Below are 14618 nucleotides of genomic sequence, written 5' to 3'. Positions count from 1 at the left end.
TGAAACTTTACTCTCACGTCCTGCCGGCTCTGCGCCGCATAACGATTACTGCTGCGGCTGGTGCCACTGACGCATCGGCAGCAGCCACCGTTCGGCCGCGGCGGTGAACTGCTGCACGGCCTCGTCATCCAGTTGACGGATCAGCCGCTGCAGTGAGGGGTCGCTGCCCTCGCCCTCTATCTGATAATTGCCCTGCCAGGCGGCCAGCAGCTTCGCCTGGGCTTTCTTCTGCGTGGCCTCATCGCGCAGCAGCGTGCCGCTGTTGCCGTCATAGCTGGCCTCCAGCCAGGCCGCGCCGCTGCGGGTCAGCAGCAGCGGCAGGCACAGCCCCTGCTGATAACCCGCGATATAACCCGCAAGCTGCTGCTGCGCCTGCTCTGCCGCCATCGCCGGGAAGTGCCATTCGCTCTCCAGCCGGCCAAGCATGCGGCTGCTGCCGCTGCCGCCGCTGGCGCAGTAGACCAGATGTTCCAGCCACAGCGTCAGGCCGTCGGTGTAGTTGAGCACACCGGGCCGCCAGCGCAGCAGGCCACTGTCCTGCACCTGGGTCAGCCAGCCGGTCAGCGCCACGCCGCCGCACTCCAGCAGGATCTCGCGGTTCTCCGCCCCGGCGCGCAGATCCTTTACCCGGGCGGCCAGATCGCTCATCTCCTGCTGCTGCTCCTGCCACAACAGCTCGCCGAACGCCCCGTAGGGCAGCGCGCCCGCCGCCCGCTGACGACGGTAGAGCTGCTGGCCGTCGCCGCCGTCTATAAGGCTGTTCAGCAGCTGGCTGTTAAGCTGATAACGGCTCAGCCCGTCCAGCGCGAACGGCTCGGCGTCCGGCAGGCCGCTCTCCTCCAGCTGGAAGCTGACGCCCAGCCGCAGGCTGAAAAACGCCCGCACCGGATGCCGCCAGAAACGCACCAGCCGTTCAAAGCTCAGCGTATTTTCCTCCAGCGGCTCCAGCGTCTGCATAAACGGCGGATGCGCGCTGCCGGCCGCGCTGGCGGCGGGCAGCCACTCGGCGGCGTAGCTGGTAAACTCCGACCCTTCACTGAAGTTTTCCGCCGCAAACGGCATCCGGCTGTGCAGATGCTGCAGGTGTTTAACCACCGCCTGCGCGCTGCTGTCGACGTCGCGATCGCGGTCCGCCGCCAGGCAGAAGCTCTGGCTTATGTACTCCACCAGTTCACTGACCAGCACCGAAGGATATCGTTCCGTATTATCCTGAATCGAGCGGGCGATATAGCTGATATAGAGCTGCTGCTGCGCCGAGTTGAGCGCTTCCAGGAACAGGTAGCGGTCATCGTCACGGCGGCTGCGGTCGCCCTTTTGGCCCTGCTGGCTCATCAGGTCAAAGCCGAGCGGCGGCAGGGTGCGCGGATAAACCCCGTCGTTCATCCCCAGCAGGCAGACCACGCGGAAGGGAATGGAGCGCATCGGCATCAGGGTGCAGAAGTTGACCGGGCCGGCGAGGAAGCGCTGGCTGATGCGCTGCTGGTCGAGCCGCGAGGTCAGCTCATCGCGCAGCAGCGCCAGCGGTACCGCCTGATCAAACCGGGCTTCCAGGCCGTACTGCACCGCCTGCTGCCACTGCTCCTCGATCAGCGTCAGCGCCGCTTCCGTATCGGCATCCCGCACAAAGAAATCATCCAGCATCTGGCGGCACAGCGGCAGCCAGGCGTCCAGCCCGCGCGCCTCGCTCAGCCACTGTCGCCAGCGGTTCAGCTGCATCAGCAGGCCAGCGAGGTTACCCGCCAGCTCGGCGATCAGCCCGCTCGACTCATCGTAAGGCAGGATCCCCTGCCAGTCGCCCGCGTCGCTGTTCATCGCATAGCCCAGCAGCATGCGGGTCAGGCCAAAGTGCCAGGTGTGCTGGCCGGTGGCGGGCAGATCCAGCTCGCGTACGCTGTCATCATCCAGCCCCCAGCGGATGCCGGACTCGGCCACCCAGTGACGCAGCAGGCGCAGGCCCTCTTCATCTACCGCGAAACGCCCTGCCACCGCCGGTACCTCCAGCAATGCCAGCACCTCTTCGGCGGTAAACCGGCTTTCCGGCAGGTTGAGCAACGCCAGATAGGCCTGCAGCGCCGGGTGCGCCTGGCTGGCGCGGCGGTCGGAGATGGCAAACGGCAGCTGGCGCTCCGGCGGCGCGTTGCCAAACACCGCCTGAATAAACGGCGTGTAGGCGTCGATGTCCGCTACCATCACGATAATGTCGCGCGGCGTCAGGCTGGCATCTTCCGCCATCAGCGCCAGCAGCCGGTCCTGCAGCACCTCGACCTCACGCTGGGCGCTGTGGCACTGGTGAATAACGATTGAGCGGTCCTCTTCGGCCAGCACGCGTTTGTCACGGCTGCTGTTCCACTCCCCGGCGGCCAGCCCGAGCACGGCGTTATCTTCCAGCTCCAGCAGGTCGCGCTTGATGGTCTGCAGCAGATTGGTCGGATCGATATCGACGAAGGCCACCACTTCGTTCGGCTCCATCTGCGCCAGCAGATAGAGGTTATCGCGCCCCAGCTTGCCCCACGAGGCCAGCAACGGGTTACTCAGCTGCTGCTCACCCGCCGGGTTAAACAGCGTCGCGGCGCTGCCGCCATCGAGGAACTGCGGCACGTCATGCTGCTGCTGATAGTGTTTGCGATGGCGGTTCTGCAGCTTCGCCAGGAAGGCGTAGTCCTGAATATCGCCCCAGTAGTGGCGGCAGGGGTTGGTAAACAGCAGGTGAATATCAATGTGGCGGCCCAGCGCCTGCAGCGCCTGCAGATAGACCGGCGGCAGCGCTGAAATACCGCAGATAAACACCCGATCCGGCAGGTTGGCCGGACGGGTGGTGCTTTTTTCCAGAGCGTGAATAAAGCGCTGATAGAGGTTGGCACGGTGCCATTCCGGCTGGCCCAGCTGGTGGGTGTACTCCACCAGCGCCGCCCACAGCGGCGCCTGCCAGGCCTGCGCCTCCGCCAGCCCCTCGACTAACTGCCCCTGCTGCCACTGATTCAGCCACTGCGGTCGGTAGACCAGATACTGGTCAAACAGGTCGGCGACCTTAGTCGCCAGCTGGAACAGCTTGCGCTTGTCGTCGTCGTCGCTCAGGTAGTGGCGCAGCGGGGTAAAGGCATCGTCCGCCAGCATTGCGGGCAGGATCGCCATCAGCTTCCAGCTCATGCTGGACTTGTTGAAGGCGCTCTCTTTCGGGATCCCCGGCAGCACGCTTACGAACATGTCCCAGATAAAGCTGGCGGGCAGCGGAAAATCAATGTTGGCGGCAATGCCGAACTCGTCGGCCAGCGACATCTGCAGCCACTGCGCCATGCCGGGGCTCTGTACCAGTACCACCTCCGGGCGCAGCGGATCCTGCAGCGGCTGGTTTTCGATCTGCCATGACGCCAGCGTTTTCAGTATGTCCAGCTGATTGGAGTGGTAAACGGTAAACATAACCAACGGTCCCTTATAAGACGTTTCATTTTTCCGGGGAACTACTTTACCCCGTCCGGCCGGCGATGAACATGTCACAACGCGAGCCTGGTGTGCCGGTTCACCCACCAGGGGGTGAACCGAAGCCCGGCGACTCAGCGCAGCGCAGCTGCGTCAGCTCCGCGCGCCGCCCGGCCGGGCTGACCACCCGCGCCGTCAGCAGCTGGCAACCCGCCGGCCCCGGCTGCTGCAGGCGCTGCCCCTGCCAGCCGCCCGGCACAGCCTGGCCCAGCAGCAGCTGATGGGCGTTGCGCCAGGCGCTGCGCTGCTGCCACTGGCGCTGGAACCCGTCGGCCAGCGCCAGCTGATACTGCATCAGCGCGCTGAAACTGAGGCTAAACAGCAGCAACGCCACTAATGTTTCAATCAGGCTAAAACCCTGCTGGTCAGGCCGGTCTGAGGCAGGTTCCGGTATAAGCCTGCCCCCCTGCTGATGCGCGCGGCGCAGGTCAGAGTCTGGCTGCATTCTCAGGCTATATTGCTGTGGTCTGCATATGACAGGCTTCAGTTTCATATTAAGGCCCTGCTGCCGCGGCCGGTGTCTGGCAGGCGCCACTCTCTTTCAACGGACAAAAATCCAGCCAGCCATGGGCTAAAGGGCGCAGACGTGGTGCGGTTCCGCCCAGCCAGCGCCATAATGCCAGCGTTCTTTCACCGCTGTCGGCGTACAGTAAGCTGCGTGGCTCAGCGTTATTATCAGCGCGCGTCTCGCCGCTGCGCAGGCACGCGCGCCAGCCCTGCGGCTGTAGCCGCTGGCACTGCCAGCCCCCGGTTTGCGGCCAGTTGAGACGCTCACCCCACGCCAGCGCGGAGGCAGCAGCGGCAGACTCCCGGTAATAGCGCCCTTCGCCCGCCACCAGGCTCAGGTTATCGCTGAGCTGGCGGCGGGTGGCATGCAGCAGCAGGCTGCCCATCATCAGCAGAATGACCACCATCAGCAACGTACCGCCGCCACGCTGCTGGCCGATCGCCCTCGTCTCGCTACCGTTCGGGGCAGCGGCTTCGCCACGACGCCAGCCGGGTTCACCGCCGTTGCTCATGGCGACGTTAGCCTCGTTCGTTGCCATCATAGCGACGCTAGCCTCTTTTGTTGCCATCATGACGCCCTCACTACGCCGTCTGTACGCTTCATAGCGGCCTCACCACCGTCATCCGTCACTCGTTATTGACGCCTCCCTGCCCCGCGTCAGTGACTCCCGATCGCCGTACCCTTGAGGAAGACAGTCCCCCTTCATCGCAGAAAGTCCCCTGTCAAACTCGGTTATTTTTACAAATTCTCCGCATTCACCTGCTGCTCCAGCGTCAAGGTTACGGCAGGCCACGCCACCGCGAAGGCGCTGAGTACCAGCCTGAGCTGATGCGCGTGCCGCGCGATCGTGAACTGGCTGATAGCGATCTGGCGAGGGTCGTTCAGTTTTTCCCAGCCTGGCCCCTCGCAGCTCGCCACTCCGCGCTGCATTTCCAGATTGCCCGCGCGCAGCCGGTAGCCCCAGAACTCGCTGTTGTCCCGCCCGACGCCCTCCCACCTGCCGTTACTGTTCTCATCCCAGCGCAGCAGCAGGCAGGCGGACGGCGGCGGGCGAATGCTCAGCGCCGGGCCGGAACAGTGCCCGTTACAGTAGCCGGCACGCCGCAGGGCTTTCTCCAGCCGCCAGGCGATCTGCTGCAGCTCCTCCTGCAGCTGAGCCTGCATCAGCAGCCGCTGAGTATGCTGCACCAGCAGCGGCAGCGTGCGCGTGGCGCCGAGCATCAGCACGCTGCCTACTGCCAGAGCGATTAACACCTCCAGCAAAGTAAACCCCTCCGCCCGCTGCTTTTTCACTGGCGGAACCTGACGACGCTGCCCGTCATACCTGAGTAACTGAACCTGGATCCGTCTATGAACCCGCCTTTGTCCATGAACCCGTAGCTGTCCATGAACCCGTCTTTGTCCATGAACCTGGATCCGTCCATGAACCTGCTTCTGTCCATGAAGCAGAGCATGCGCCTGTCCATGAACCTGAGCACCCGTCTGCCCCGTCACCGGCAGCGCTCTTCGGACTGCGCGCAGATACGCACCCGGCCGCGGGCGGAAACGATAATACGCCGCTCCCCTGCCGGGCTGGCAATCAGCACATGGCCGGGGAAGGCGGTGTTGTTTTTACCGTAGAAACCCATGCCGTCGCTGAGTTCCGGCAGCCGCACTTCCGGCCAGGGGGCCGACAGCTGCCACGGTGACGACGGCCGACAGCGCTCAACGGCGGGGCCGCCGCCGAGGCACCAGCGCGCGCCTGGCTTCAGCCACAGCAGCCGTTCGGCGTTATGCCAGTTGGCGTCGCTGCGCAGGCGCAGCAGCAGCTGGCGGATCTGCGCGGCGCTTTCGTCCAGCCGCTGACGCTGCTGCCAGCGCTGCCAGCCGTGCCAGCCCGCGCTGCTCAGCGCGGCCACCATCGCCAGCACCAGCATCATCTCCAGCAGGGTAAAACCACGTTCGGTCAGGATTTTCATCACGCCAGTTTGCGCCTGCCGGCAGCGGATACCAGCGGCAAAAGCCGCCGATGCGGGCGCTGTTCAGCGGAAGATAAAGAGTTGCAGCAACGCGCCTGATTATTGCGGCGAAGTGCAGAAGTTGGTGAAGTTGGTGAAGTTGGTGAAGTCAGGCAGGAAAGCGTGCCCGGCGTGCTGCGGTAAAGCAGCACGCCGGGCAACAGGGTCAGATCGCCACCGGGGCTTTAATCGCCGGATGCGGGTCGTAACCTTCAATCTCAAAATCGTCGAAGCGGTAGTCGAACAGCGAGTCCGGTTTACGCCTGATGATCAGCTGCGGCAGCGTGCGCGGTTCACGGGTCAGCTGCAGACGCGTCTGCTCCAGATGGTTGCTGTAGAGGTGGGTATCGCCACCGGTCCAGACAAAGTCCCCCACCTGCAGATCGCACTGCTGCGCCATCATATGCACCAGCAGCGCATAGCTGGCGATATTGAACGGCAGGCCGAGGAAGATATCGCAGGAGCGCTGGTACAGCTGGCAGGAGAGTTTGCCATCCGCTACGTAGAACTGGAAAAAGGCGTGGCACGGGGCCAGCGCCATCTCGTCCAGTTCGCCGACGTTCCAGGCAGAGACGATAATGCGCCGCGAGTCCGGGTCAGATTTCAGCTGCTCAACCACCTTCGTCAGCTGGTCGATCTGGCGGCCGTCCGGCGCGCCCCAGCTGCGCCACTGCTTGCCATACACCGGCCCGAGGTCGCCGTTTTCATCCGCCCACTCATCCCAGATCGAGACCTTGTTCTCTTTCAGGTAGGCGATGTTGGTATCGCCGTTGAGGAACCACAGCAGCTCATGAATAATCGAGCGCAGATGGCACTTCTTGGTGGTGACCAGCGGAAACCCTTCCTGCAAATTGAAACGCATCTGGTGGCCGAAAACCGACAGCGTACCGGTACCGGTGCGATCGTTTTTCGGTGTGCCGTGGTCAAGCACGTGCTGCATTAACGCCAGATACTGTTTCATTTTTCCTCACGAATTTTGGGCTGCGGGCGACGACGGTACGCCCAGATAATCATAATCACACCTGCCAGAATCATCGGCACGGAGAGGATCTGCCCCATGCTGATGCCGCTGAACAGGCCAAGCTGCTGGTCCGGCTGGCGGAAGAACTCTACGATAATGCGGAAAGCGCCGTAGCCGATCAGAAACAGGCCAGAGACCGCGCCCATCGGGCGTGACTTACGAATAAACAGGTTGAGGATGATAAACAGCACCACCCCTTCCAGAATCAGCTCATACAGCTGTGAAGGGTGGCGCGGCAGCACGCCGTAGGTCGAGAGCAGCGACTGCCATTCCGGATGGCTGGCCACCAGCGCAATATCTTCGCTGCGCGAGCCGGGGAACAGCATTGCCCACGGCAGGTTCGGATCGACGCGGCCCCACAGCTCGCCGTTGATAAAGTTGCCAAGGCGTCCGGCACCCAGTCCGAACGGGATCAACGGTGCCATAAAGTCAGCCACCTGGAAGAAGTGACGTCTGGTGCGGTGGGCAAAGATCATCATTACCACGATCACGCCGATCAGGCCGCCGTGGAACGACATACCACCGTCCCACACTTTGAACAGGTAGAGCGGATTTTCGAGGAACAAAGGCAGGTTATAGAAGAACACATAACCGATACGTCCGCCGAGGAACACGCCGAGGAAACCAGCGTACAGCAGGTTTTCAACCTCTTCTTTTTTCCAGCCGCTGCCCGGCTTATTGGCGCGGCGCACCGCCAGCCACATGGCGAACACGAAACCCACCAGATACATCAGCCCGTACCAGTGCAGCGAAACCGGCCCGATGGAGAAGATCACCGGGTCGAATTGGGGGAAAGCCAGATAGCCGTTATTCATCTTTCACCATTAGTTGAGTCAATCCTGACAGGCAGCCGCAATCGTCGGCTGCATAAGTCGCGCATCATAGCATAGCGGGAATTTTCGCGGTCCCGCCCGAGTGTAAACTTTGTTAAGAGAGAAGTTGCCTGAGGAACCCGTTCAGCGCCCGCCGCGGATCAGGCCGCCCAGCCCTTTCTGCTCCATAAACGCCGCCACTTCGCTGCGCACCTCGCGGGTGTGCATCGCGGCCAGGCCGGTGCGGGCCAGCGCCTGCGCCTCTTCCAGCTCAATATGGCGCAGCAGATATTTGACCCGCGCCACGTTGCGGCCGTTCATGCTCAGGTGGTGATAGCCCATGCCCACCAGCATCACCACGCTCATCGGGTCGCCGGCCATTTCACCGCACAGGCACAGCTCAATACCGGCCCGTTCTGCCTCATCGGCGATGGTCTGTAACGCCCGCAGCAGCGCCGGGTGCAGGCTGTCGTAGATTGACGCCACCCGGGTGTTGTTGCGATCCACCGCCAGCAGGTACTGGGTCAGGTCGTTGGTGCCGACCGAGATAAAATCGATGCGCCCACGCAGGTGCGGGATCATAAAGATCATCGACGGCACTTCAATCATCACCCCCAGCCGGGGCAGCGGAATAGCGTAACCGAGCATCTCGCTCACTTCCTGACTGGCACGGTCGATCAGCCGTTGTGCCTCGTCGATCTCATCAATGCTGGTGATCATCGGCAGCAGGATGCTGAGGTTGCTGCTGGCCACGTTGGCGCGCAGCATCGCGCGCAGCTGCACGAGGAAAATCTCCGGCTGGTCAAGGGTCAGGCGGATGCCGCGCCAGCCCAGCGCCGGGTTCTCTTCGCTGATTGGCATATAGGGCAGCTGCTTGTCCGCGCCGACGTCCAGCGTGCGCAGCGTCACCGGTTTATCAAGGAACAGCTGCAGCATGCCCTGATACTGCGCCACCTGCTCCTCTTCCGACGGGAAGCCGCTCTGCAGCATAAACGGGATTTCGGTACGGTACAGGCCGACGCCGTCGACCCTGCTGCCCTGGGTTTTTTCATGCTCGGCGCTTAAGCCGGCATTGAGCATTACTTTTACCGTCTGGCCGCTTTTCAGCTGCCCCGGCTGCTCAACCAGCCCTTCGGCCAGCTGGCTCAGTTCGTTCTCCGCGCTGATCAGCCGCTGATATTCGTTGACCAGCACCGCTTCCGGGTCCACCAGCAGCTCGCCGCGATAGCCGTCGACGATCAGCAGGTGGCCCTTCAGCAGCTCCGGCTGAATATCGGCCCCCATCACCGTCGGAATACCCAGCGCGCGCACCATAATCGCCGCATGGGAGTTGGCGGCACCGTCACGCACCACCACCCCGGCCAGCCGTTCACGCGGCAGCTCGGCCAGCGTGGTGGCCGTCAGTTCATCGGCCACCAGCACGAAGCGTTCCGGCCAGGTGTTGGTGCCCTGAATGGTGTCGTCAAGGTGGAACAGCAGGCGCTGGCCAAGCACCCGCAGGTCGCCCGCGCGCTCGCGCAGATAGCTGTCCTGTAGGCTGGCAAACTGGGCGGCAAACTTCTCAATGACCTTTTTAACCGCCCACTCCGCCACCGAGCCGGCCTCAATCTCCGCCAGCAGGTCTTTCTTCAGCCGCGCATCGCTGAGCAGGTGCGAGTAGAGATCGAAGATCGCCGCGCTCTCTTTGTGCAGGCTGGCGGTGAAGCGCTTGCTGTAACGGCGAAACTCCGCCGAGGCTTCCGCCATCGCCAGCGCCAGCCGTTCGCGTTCGCGCACTGAATCGAGCGTTGAGGCCGCCGAGACGTTTTCCAGCGACGGCTGTGAAGAGTCTACCCAACCCTCCGCCACCGCCACACCGGACGCGGCGGCAATCGCCTGAATGCGGGTTTGCCGGTACTGGCCAAACAGCGCGTTAAGCTGGGACTGCGACAGGATCGCCGCCAGCTGCGTCGCCAGCGTGACCAGGAAGGACTCTTCGCTTTCGTCAAACAGGCGATGTTCGCGCTGCTGCACCACCAGCACGCCCAGCAGCTGGCGACGGCTGATGATCGGCACGCCGAGGAACGAGCGAAACTGCTCCTCTTTGACCGAGGGGATATATTTAAAGCTGGGGTGTTTCTGCGCATCGGCAAGGTTGATCGGCTCAGCAAGGCGACCGACCAGGCCGACAATGCCTTCATCAAATGCCAGGGCGACCGTGCGCCCACGCGGCTTTTTTAGCCCACGCGTAGCCATCAGGTAGTAGCAGCGACGATCGTTATCGGCGAGGTAAACCGAGCAGACCTCGGTTTCCATCGCCAGACATATCTCATTAACCAGAATATCCAGCGCCTCGGTCAGACGAGGCGCTGCTGCCACTTTCTCAACTATTTCGCGCAGCTGTGTGAGCATGATCGGTGTGGCTTAACCTCTCTTCCGTCGAAAGGGCGTGTTTCGTGGTGCGGTATTTTCCTGCAGGGGCATCACCACGCTGGCAAACTCTTTCATCACCCGACGATAGACGTCGCGCTTGAAGGAGACCACCTGGCGTACCGGATACCAGAAGCTGACCCACCGCCAGCCGTCAAATTCCGGCGTGCTGCTGGTTTGCATGTTGATATCCGCGTCGTTGCACAACAGCTGCAGGAGAAACCATTTCTGTTTTTGGCCGATACAAACCGGCTTTGTGTCCCAACGCACCAAACGTTTAGGCAACTTATATCGTAACCAGTTTCGGGTGGAGGCCAGAATGCGCACATCCTTACGGTGTAAACCGACTTCCTCGAAAAGCTCGCGGTACATTGCCTGTTCCGCGGTCTCCCCTGGGTTGATGCCCCCCTGGGGAAACTGCCAGGAGTGCTGACCAAAACGTCTGGCCCACAGCACCTGTCCCTGCCTGTTACAAATTACGATACCAACATTCGGGCGGTAGCCATCATCATCGATCACCGGACTACCTCAAACTAAAACTGGATGTTCTGATTGTTTCACACTCCTTACAGACGGTAAACCACTGCTTTAACAGCATGTGCCTGGTCCGGAGTGGGATAACTCTTCATTAACAGGCAAGTTATAAACAGAAAGCGGGGGAAAAAGGCGATCTTATTCACGTTTTCTGTGGATAGCTTTGTGCAGAACTCGCTGAAGAAGTGGGGAAAACTTTTGTGGTCGCTAAACAAGACCTGCCAGCATCAAGGAATAATCTTATATTAATCAGAGGCATTTAGCGGTGTAGCGCCCTTTTCCTGTCCATGTCATTCTGCTGTCATATCCAGCGATCCGCGGACTGGTGATTTTTCGCGCACATATGACGTTATCCACAGAATATGTTGATTACTTGCCCACGACGCAGGCTAAATGGGCAAAAAACCCCTGCGTCAAGGCTGTAAATGGAAACAGTATTATCTTCACGGGCCACTTATCCCACTTTTCTGTGGATAACTACCCGGAAGATCCTGTTCATTGCCGGTGACCAGAAAAGTTAAACCTTACAGAGCCCTGACCGACGGCGGCAGTCGGGCGATAAAAAAACACGATTTATCATGCTATTATTGTTTTTTTCCCCCACTGAATAACCGCACGCCGTGATGCTGTCGTTTGCTGTACTTTTTTTAACCACCGGAGAGCAGATTGAGCGATAACGATTTTCTGCCGCCGCCACGCCATGAAGATGAGCTGATGGCCCGCGCCCGAGGCCTTGCGGGGTACACCCTCGGTGAACTGGCGCACGCCTGTGGTTTAGCTATCCCGCGCGATCTGAAACGCGATAAAGGCTGGGTGGGTATGCTGCTGGAACGCTGCCTGGGTGCCAGCGCGGGCAGCAAGCCGGAGCAGGATTTCGCCGCCATTGGCGTTGAGCTGAAAACCATTCCGATCGACGCGGCGGGCCGCCCGCTGGAAACCACCTTTGTCTGCGTGGCGCCGCTGACCGGCAACAGCGGCGTGACCTGGCTCACCAGCCACGTCCGCCATAAGCTGAGCCGGGTGCTGTGGGTGCCGGTGGAGGGCGATCGGGCCATTGCGCTGCCTGACCGCCACGTCGGGGCCGCGCTGCTGTGGAGCCCGGACGCGGAGGAGGAGCGGCAGCTGCGCCGCGACTGGGAAGAGCTGATGGATATGATCGTGCTCGGCCAGGTGGAGCAGATCACCGCACGCCACGGCGACGTGCTGCAAATTCGCCCTAAAGCGGCCAACAGCAGAGCGTTGACCGAGGGGATTGGCCGCGAGGGGCAGCCGATTATGACCCTGCCGCGCGGCTTCTATCTGAAAAAATCCTTTACCGGTGCGCTGCTGGCGCGGCACTTTTTACTCTGAGCCGCCGGCGGTGGCCAGCGATGTCAAGTTTTCCGGCCTTAACGCCGGACTTTCAGACTGATGTGATTATCACCACGGAATATTTCGTTTATTACTACACTCTTAAGCGTAAACGAATCACAGGGGAGATAACCATGAAGTTGATGACTGGCGCAGCGGCGATCGGCATAGCGATGCTGTTGAGCGGCTGCAGCAGCAGCTATGTAATGGCGACCAAAGACGGGCAGATGATTATGACCGACGGTAAGCCGCAAATTGATAAAGAGACCGGGCTGGTGCAGTACACCGACGAGTCCGGTCATGAGAAGCAGATTAACGGCGACGAGGTTTCCAGCATCGTTGAGCGCTAATCTGACGGCTGTTGCCTGGATGCGCCCGTATTCAGGCAGTTGTTCATCGCTCTGCACAATTCCTCACTTCCCCCACTGCCCCGCCGCGGTTATAGTCGAAAACCGGGATCTGGCACCGTCAGCCAGTGAACGATGCAGGAGTATTCCCTGACCTTCAAAAATGAAAAGGAAGCCGGAAATGCATTATCACCGTATCCCCCACAGCACCCTTGAAATCAGCTCACTGGGCCTGGGAACCATGACCTTTGGCGAGCAGAACAGCGAAGCCGACGCGCATGCCCAGCTGGATTACGCCCTGAGCCGCGGCATCAACCTGATTGATACCGCCGAAATGTATCCGGTGCCGCCGCGCCCGGAAACTCAGGGCCTGACCGAGAGTTATATCGGCAGCTGGCTGAAGGCGCGCGGTAACCGTGACAAGGTGGTGCTGGCCTCGAAAGTTGCCGGACCGGTGCGCGGTGCGGACGCCTCTATCCGCCCGGGACAGGTACTGGACCGTAAAAACATCCGTGCCGCGCTGGATGCCAGCCTGAAACGGCTGAATACCGACTATCTCGATCTTTATCAGCTGCACTGGCCGCAGCGCCAGACTAACTTCTTTGGCAAGCTGAACTATGAATATGCCGATACCACCGCGCCGGTCACGCTGCTGGAGACGCTGGAAGCGCTGAACGAGCAGGTGCGCGCCGGGAAAATCCGCTACATCGGCGTGTCCAATGAAACGCCGTGGGGCGTGATGCGCTATCTGCAGCTGGCGGAAAAACACGAGCTGCCGCGCATCGTCAGCATTCAGAACCCCTACAGCCTGCTGAACCGCAGCTTTGAGGTGGGTCTGGCGGAGATCAGCCATCATGAAGGGGTTGAGCTGCTGGCCTACTCCAGCCTGGCGTTCGGCACCCTGAGCGGCAAGTACCTCAACGGCGCGCAGCCGGCCGGCGCACGCAATACGCTGTTCAGCCGCTTTACCCGCTACAGCGGCGAGCAGTCGCAGCTGGCGATTGCAGAATACGTCGCGCTGGCGAAAAAACACGGGCTGGACCCGTCGCAGATGGCGCTGGCGTTTGTCCGCCAGCAGCCGTTTGTCGCCAGCACGCTGCTGGGGGCGACGACGCTGGAGCAGCTGAAGATCAATATCGACAGCTACGACCTGACGCTGAACGCGGACGTACTGGAAGGGCTGGAGGCGATTCACCGCCGCTTCACTTACCCTGCGCCATAATGTTTCAGGGCGAGGTTTCCCTCGCCCTGTTCTTACGCTTTGTTGTAACGCTGCATTCGCGCCACGCTGTCTTTCATCTGCTGCTGCCAGTCCGGGGTGCGGGCTTCAACCATATCAAAGACCATCTTTTTCACCGACTTAACCAGCTGCGGGGCGGCCTGCTGTGGCGTACCGCTGTGGAAAGGCGGATGCGGATCGTACTGGGTGATCAGCTGAGCATATTCGGCGCTCTCTTTGCCGGCCAGCTCCGCCTGCAGCGTGAGGCCAAAATCCATTCCCGCCGTGACGCCCCCCCCGGTGATGCGGTTACGGTCGATCACCACGCGATCGCTGACCGGTATCGCGCCAAAAGGTTTCAGATCGTCAATCATTGACCAGTGGGTGGTGGCTTTATAGCCCTGCAATAGCCCAGCGGCACCCAGCAGGATTGAGCCAGTACAGACGCTGGTGACCCACTCGGCCTTGCTACCCACCTCGTGCAGCCAGTCGATCATTTCATGCTCTTTCAGCAGCGCATAGGGGTTGCCGGTGCCGGTGATGCACAGCACGTCGACTTTTTTCAGCTCACGGAAGGTGGTGCTGGGGATAAACTGCACGTGCGCTATCTCGCCCTGTACCGGGTTACGGTCACGCCAGACAAAGTGAATATCGAAATTGTCACCACCGAGCATGGTCGCCGGGCCGATGATGTCCAGCGGCGTCATGCCGGGGTAGATCACAAACGCCAGGCTGATGCGTTTGCCTTTGCCGACAGACGTGGCCTGCCCGGGACCATGGCGGTATTCGGGCTGTCCGGCAAACAGTGAACTGCTGGCGCCGGCTCCGATGCTGGCGGCAATCAGTGACAGGGCAGATTTAGCAATAAACTCCCTTCTTTCCATTTCAGATCTCCTTTCGTGCGTCGTTAATCGTGCCCGTATCACAACAGGTGCTGTTAACAA

General features: G+C 61.2%; 13 protein-coding genes. 3 read left to right on the top strand and 10 right to left on the bottom strand.

The window, feature by feature from the left end; all coding sequences use genetic code 11:
- Nucleotides 1-45 precede the first annotated feature (45 nt).
- From recC to rppH, 9 genes are all read right to left on the bottom strand, one after another.
- Nucleotides 46-3417: an exodeoxyribonuclease V subunit gamma gene (recC, locus tag GKQ23_RS05620; protein ID WP_212409991.1), complete on the bottom strand. Its 3372-nt coding sequence runs from the start codon at nt 3415-3417 to the stop codon at nt 46-48.
- Nucleotides 3418-3517: 100 nt separating this feature from the next.
- On the bottom strand, nt 3518-3922 hold the full coding sequence (locus GKQ23_RS05615; RefSeq protein WP_082502260.1) for a prepilin-type N-terminal cleavage/methylation domain-containing protein: 405 nt from the start codon (nt 3920-3922) through the stop codon (nt 3518-3520).
- 49 nt (nt 3923-3971) lie between these two features.
- On the bottom strand, nt 3972-4526 hold the full coding sequence (locus GKQ23_RS05610) for a DUF2509 family protein (RefSeq protein ID WP_249168477.1): 555 nt from the start codon (nt 4524-4526) through the stop codon (nt 3972-3974).
- Nucleotides 4527-4723: 197 nt separating this feature from the next.
- Entirely contained in the window at nt 4724-5278 is a 555-nt protein-coding gene (locus GKQ23_RS05605) for a prepilin peptidase-dependent protein (protein ID WP_212409990.1), read from the bottom strand.
- A 197-nt stretch (nt 5279-5475) separates the two neighbouring features.
- Nucleotides 5476-5943: a prepilin peptidase-dependent protein gene (locus tag GKQ23_RS05600; protein WP_212411576.1), complete on the bottom strand. Its 468-nt coding sequence runs from the start codon at nt 5941-5943 to the stop codon at nt 5476-5478.
- Nucleotides 5944-6148: 205 nt separating this feature from the next.
- Nucleotides 6149-6943 (bottom strand): thymidylate synthase, encoded by a 795-nt coding sequence (gene thyA, locus GKQ23_RS05595; RefSeq protein ID WP_212409989.1) that lies wholly within the window; start codon nt 6941-6943, stop codon nt 6149-6151.
- Nucleotides 6940-7818, bottom strand: coding sequence for a prolipoprotein diacylglyceryl transferase (lgt, locus tag GKQ23_RS05590; protein WP_212409988.1), 879 nt, complete (start codon nt 7816-7818; stop codon nt 6940-6942). The genes thyA and lgt overlap by 4 nt, the downstream gene beginning before the upstream one ends.
- Before the next feature lie 141 nt (nt 7819-7959).
- On the bottom strand, nt 7960-10206 hold the full coding sequence (ptsP, locus tag GKQ23_RS05585; RefSeq protein ID WP_212409987.1) for a phosphoenolpyruvate--protein phosphotransferase: 2247 nt from the start codon (nt 10204-10206) through the stop codon (nt 7960-7962).
- Between the two features lie 12 nt (nt 10207-10218).
- Entirely contained in the window at nt 10219-10743 is a 525-nt protein-coding gene (rppH, locus tag GKQ23_RS05580; protein ID WP_056232011.1) for an RNA pyrophosphohydrolase, read from the bottom strand.
- 729 nt (nt 10744-11472) lie between these two features.
- Between rppH and mutH the strand changes: the two genes are divergently transcribed.
- The 3 genes from mutH to GKQ23_RS05565 all read left to right on the top strand — a co-directional run bounded on the left by mutH (nt 11473) and on the right by GKQ23_RS05565 (nt 13677).
- A complete protein-coding gene (gene mutH, locus GKQ23_RS05575; protein ID WP_212411574.1) occupies nt 11473-12108 on the top strand; it encodes a DNA mismatch repair endonuclease MutH in 636 nt (211 codons plus the stop codon).
- A gap of 134 nt (nt 12109-12242) precedes the next feature.
- Nucleotides 12243-12458, top strand: a complete 216-nt coding sequence (locus GKQ23_RS05570) for a YgdI/YgdR family lipoprotein (protein ID WP_056232009.1) — start codon at nt 12243-12245, stop codon at nt 12456-12458.
- A 178-nt stretch (nt 12459-12636) separates the two neighbouring features.
- On the top strand, nt 12637-13677 hold the full coding sequence (locus GKQ23_RS05565; protein WP_056232007.1) for an NADP(H)-dependent aldo-keto reductase: 1041 nt from the start codon (nt 12637-12639) through the stop codon (nt 13675-13677).
- A 32-nt stretch (nt 13678-13709) separates the two neighbouring features.
- Here GKQ23_RS05565 and GKQ23_RS05560 read toward each other — a convergent pair whose 3' ends face one another.
- The gene (locus GKQ23_RS05560; protein ID WP_212409986.1) at nt 13710-14558 is read right to left on the bottom strand and encodes a DJ-1/PfpI family protein; all 849 of its coding nucleotides are present in this window, start codon (nt 14556-14558) and stop codon (nt 13710-13712) included.
- Nucleotides 14559-14618: the final 60 nt, after the last annotated feature.

Source organism: Erwinia sp. E602 (assembly GCF_018141005.1).
In the GTDB taxonomy this organism is placed as follows: Bacteria; Pseudomonadota; Gammaproteobacteria; order Enterobacterales; family Enterobacteriaceae; genus Erwinia.
This window is presented reverse-complemented; position numbering and strand designations above follow the sequence as displayed.

Excerpts from the sequence above, each read along its gene's own strand:
- recC (WP_212409991.1), bottom strand. The coding sequence starts at position 3,417 with ATGTTTACCGTTTACCACTCCAATCAGCTGGACATACTGAAAACGCTG.
- GKQ23_RS05615 (WP_082502260.1), bottom strand. The coding sequence starts at position 3,922 with ATGCAGCCAGACTCTGACCTGCGCCGCGCGCATCAGCAGGGGGGCAGG.
- GKQ23_RS05610 (WP_249168477.1), bottom strand. The coding sequence starts at position 4,526 with ATGATGGCAACGAACGAGGCTAACGTCGCCATGAGCAACGGCGGTGAA.
- GKQ23_RS05600 (WP_212411576.1), bottom strand. The coding sequence starts at position 5,943 with ATGAAAATCCTGACCGAACGTGGTTTTACCCTGCTGGAGATGATGCTG.
- thyA (WP_212409989.1), bottom strand. The coding sequence starts at position 6,943 with ATGAAACAGTATCTGGCGTTAATGCAGCACGTGCTTGACCACGGCACA.
- lgt (WP_212409988.1), bottom strand. The coding sequence starts at position 7,818 with ATGAATAACGGCTATCTGGCTTTCCCCCAATTCGACCCGGTGATCTTC.
- ptsP (WP_212409987.1), bottom strand. The coding sequence starts at position 10,206 with ATGCTCACACAGCTGCGCGAAATAGTTGAGAAAGTGGCAGCAGCGCCT.
- mutH (WP_212411574.1), top strand. The coding sequence starts at position 11,473 with ATGGCCCGCGCCCGAGGCCTTGCGGGGTACACCCTCGGTGAACTGGCG.
- GKQ23_RS05570 (WP_056232009.1), top strand. The coding sequence starts at position 12,243 with ATGAAGTTGATGACTGGCGCAGCGGCGATCGGCATAGCGATGCTGTTG.
- GKQ23_RS05565 (WP_056232007.1), top strand. The coding sequence starts at position 12,637 with ATGCATTATCACCGTATCCCCCACAGCACCCTTGAAATCAGCTCACTG.
- GKQ23_RS05560 (WP_212409986.1), bottom strand. The coding sequence starts at position 14,558 with ATGGAAAGAAGGGAGTTTATTGCTAAATCTGCCCTGTCACTGATTGCC.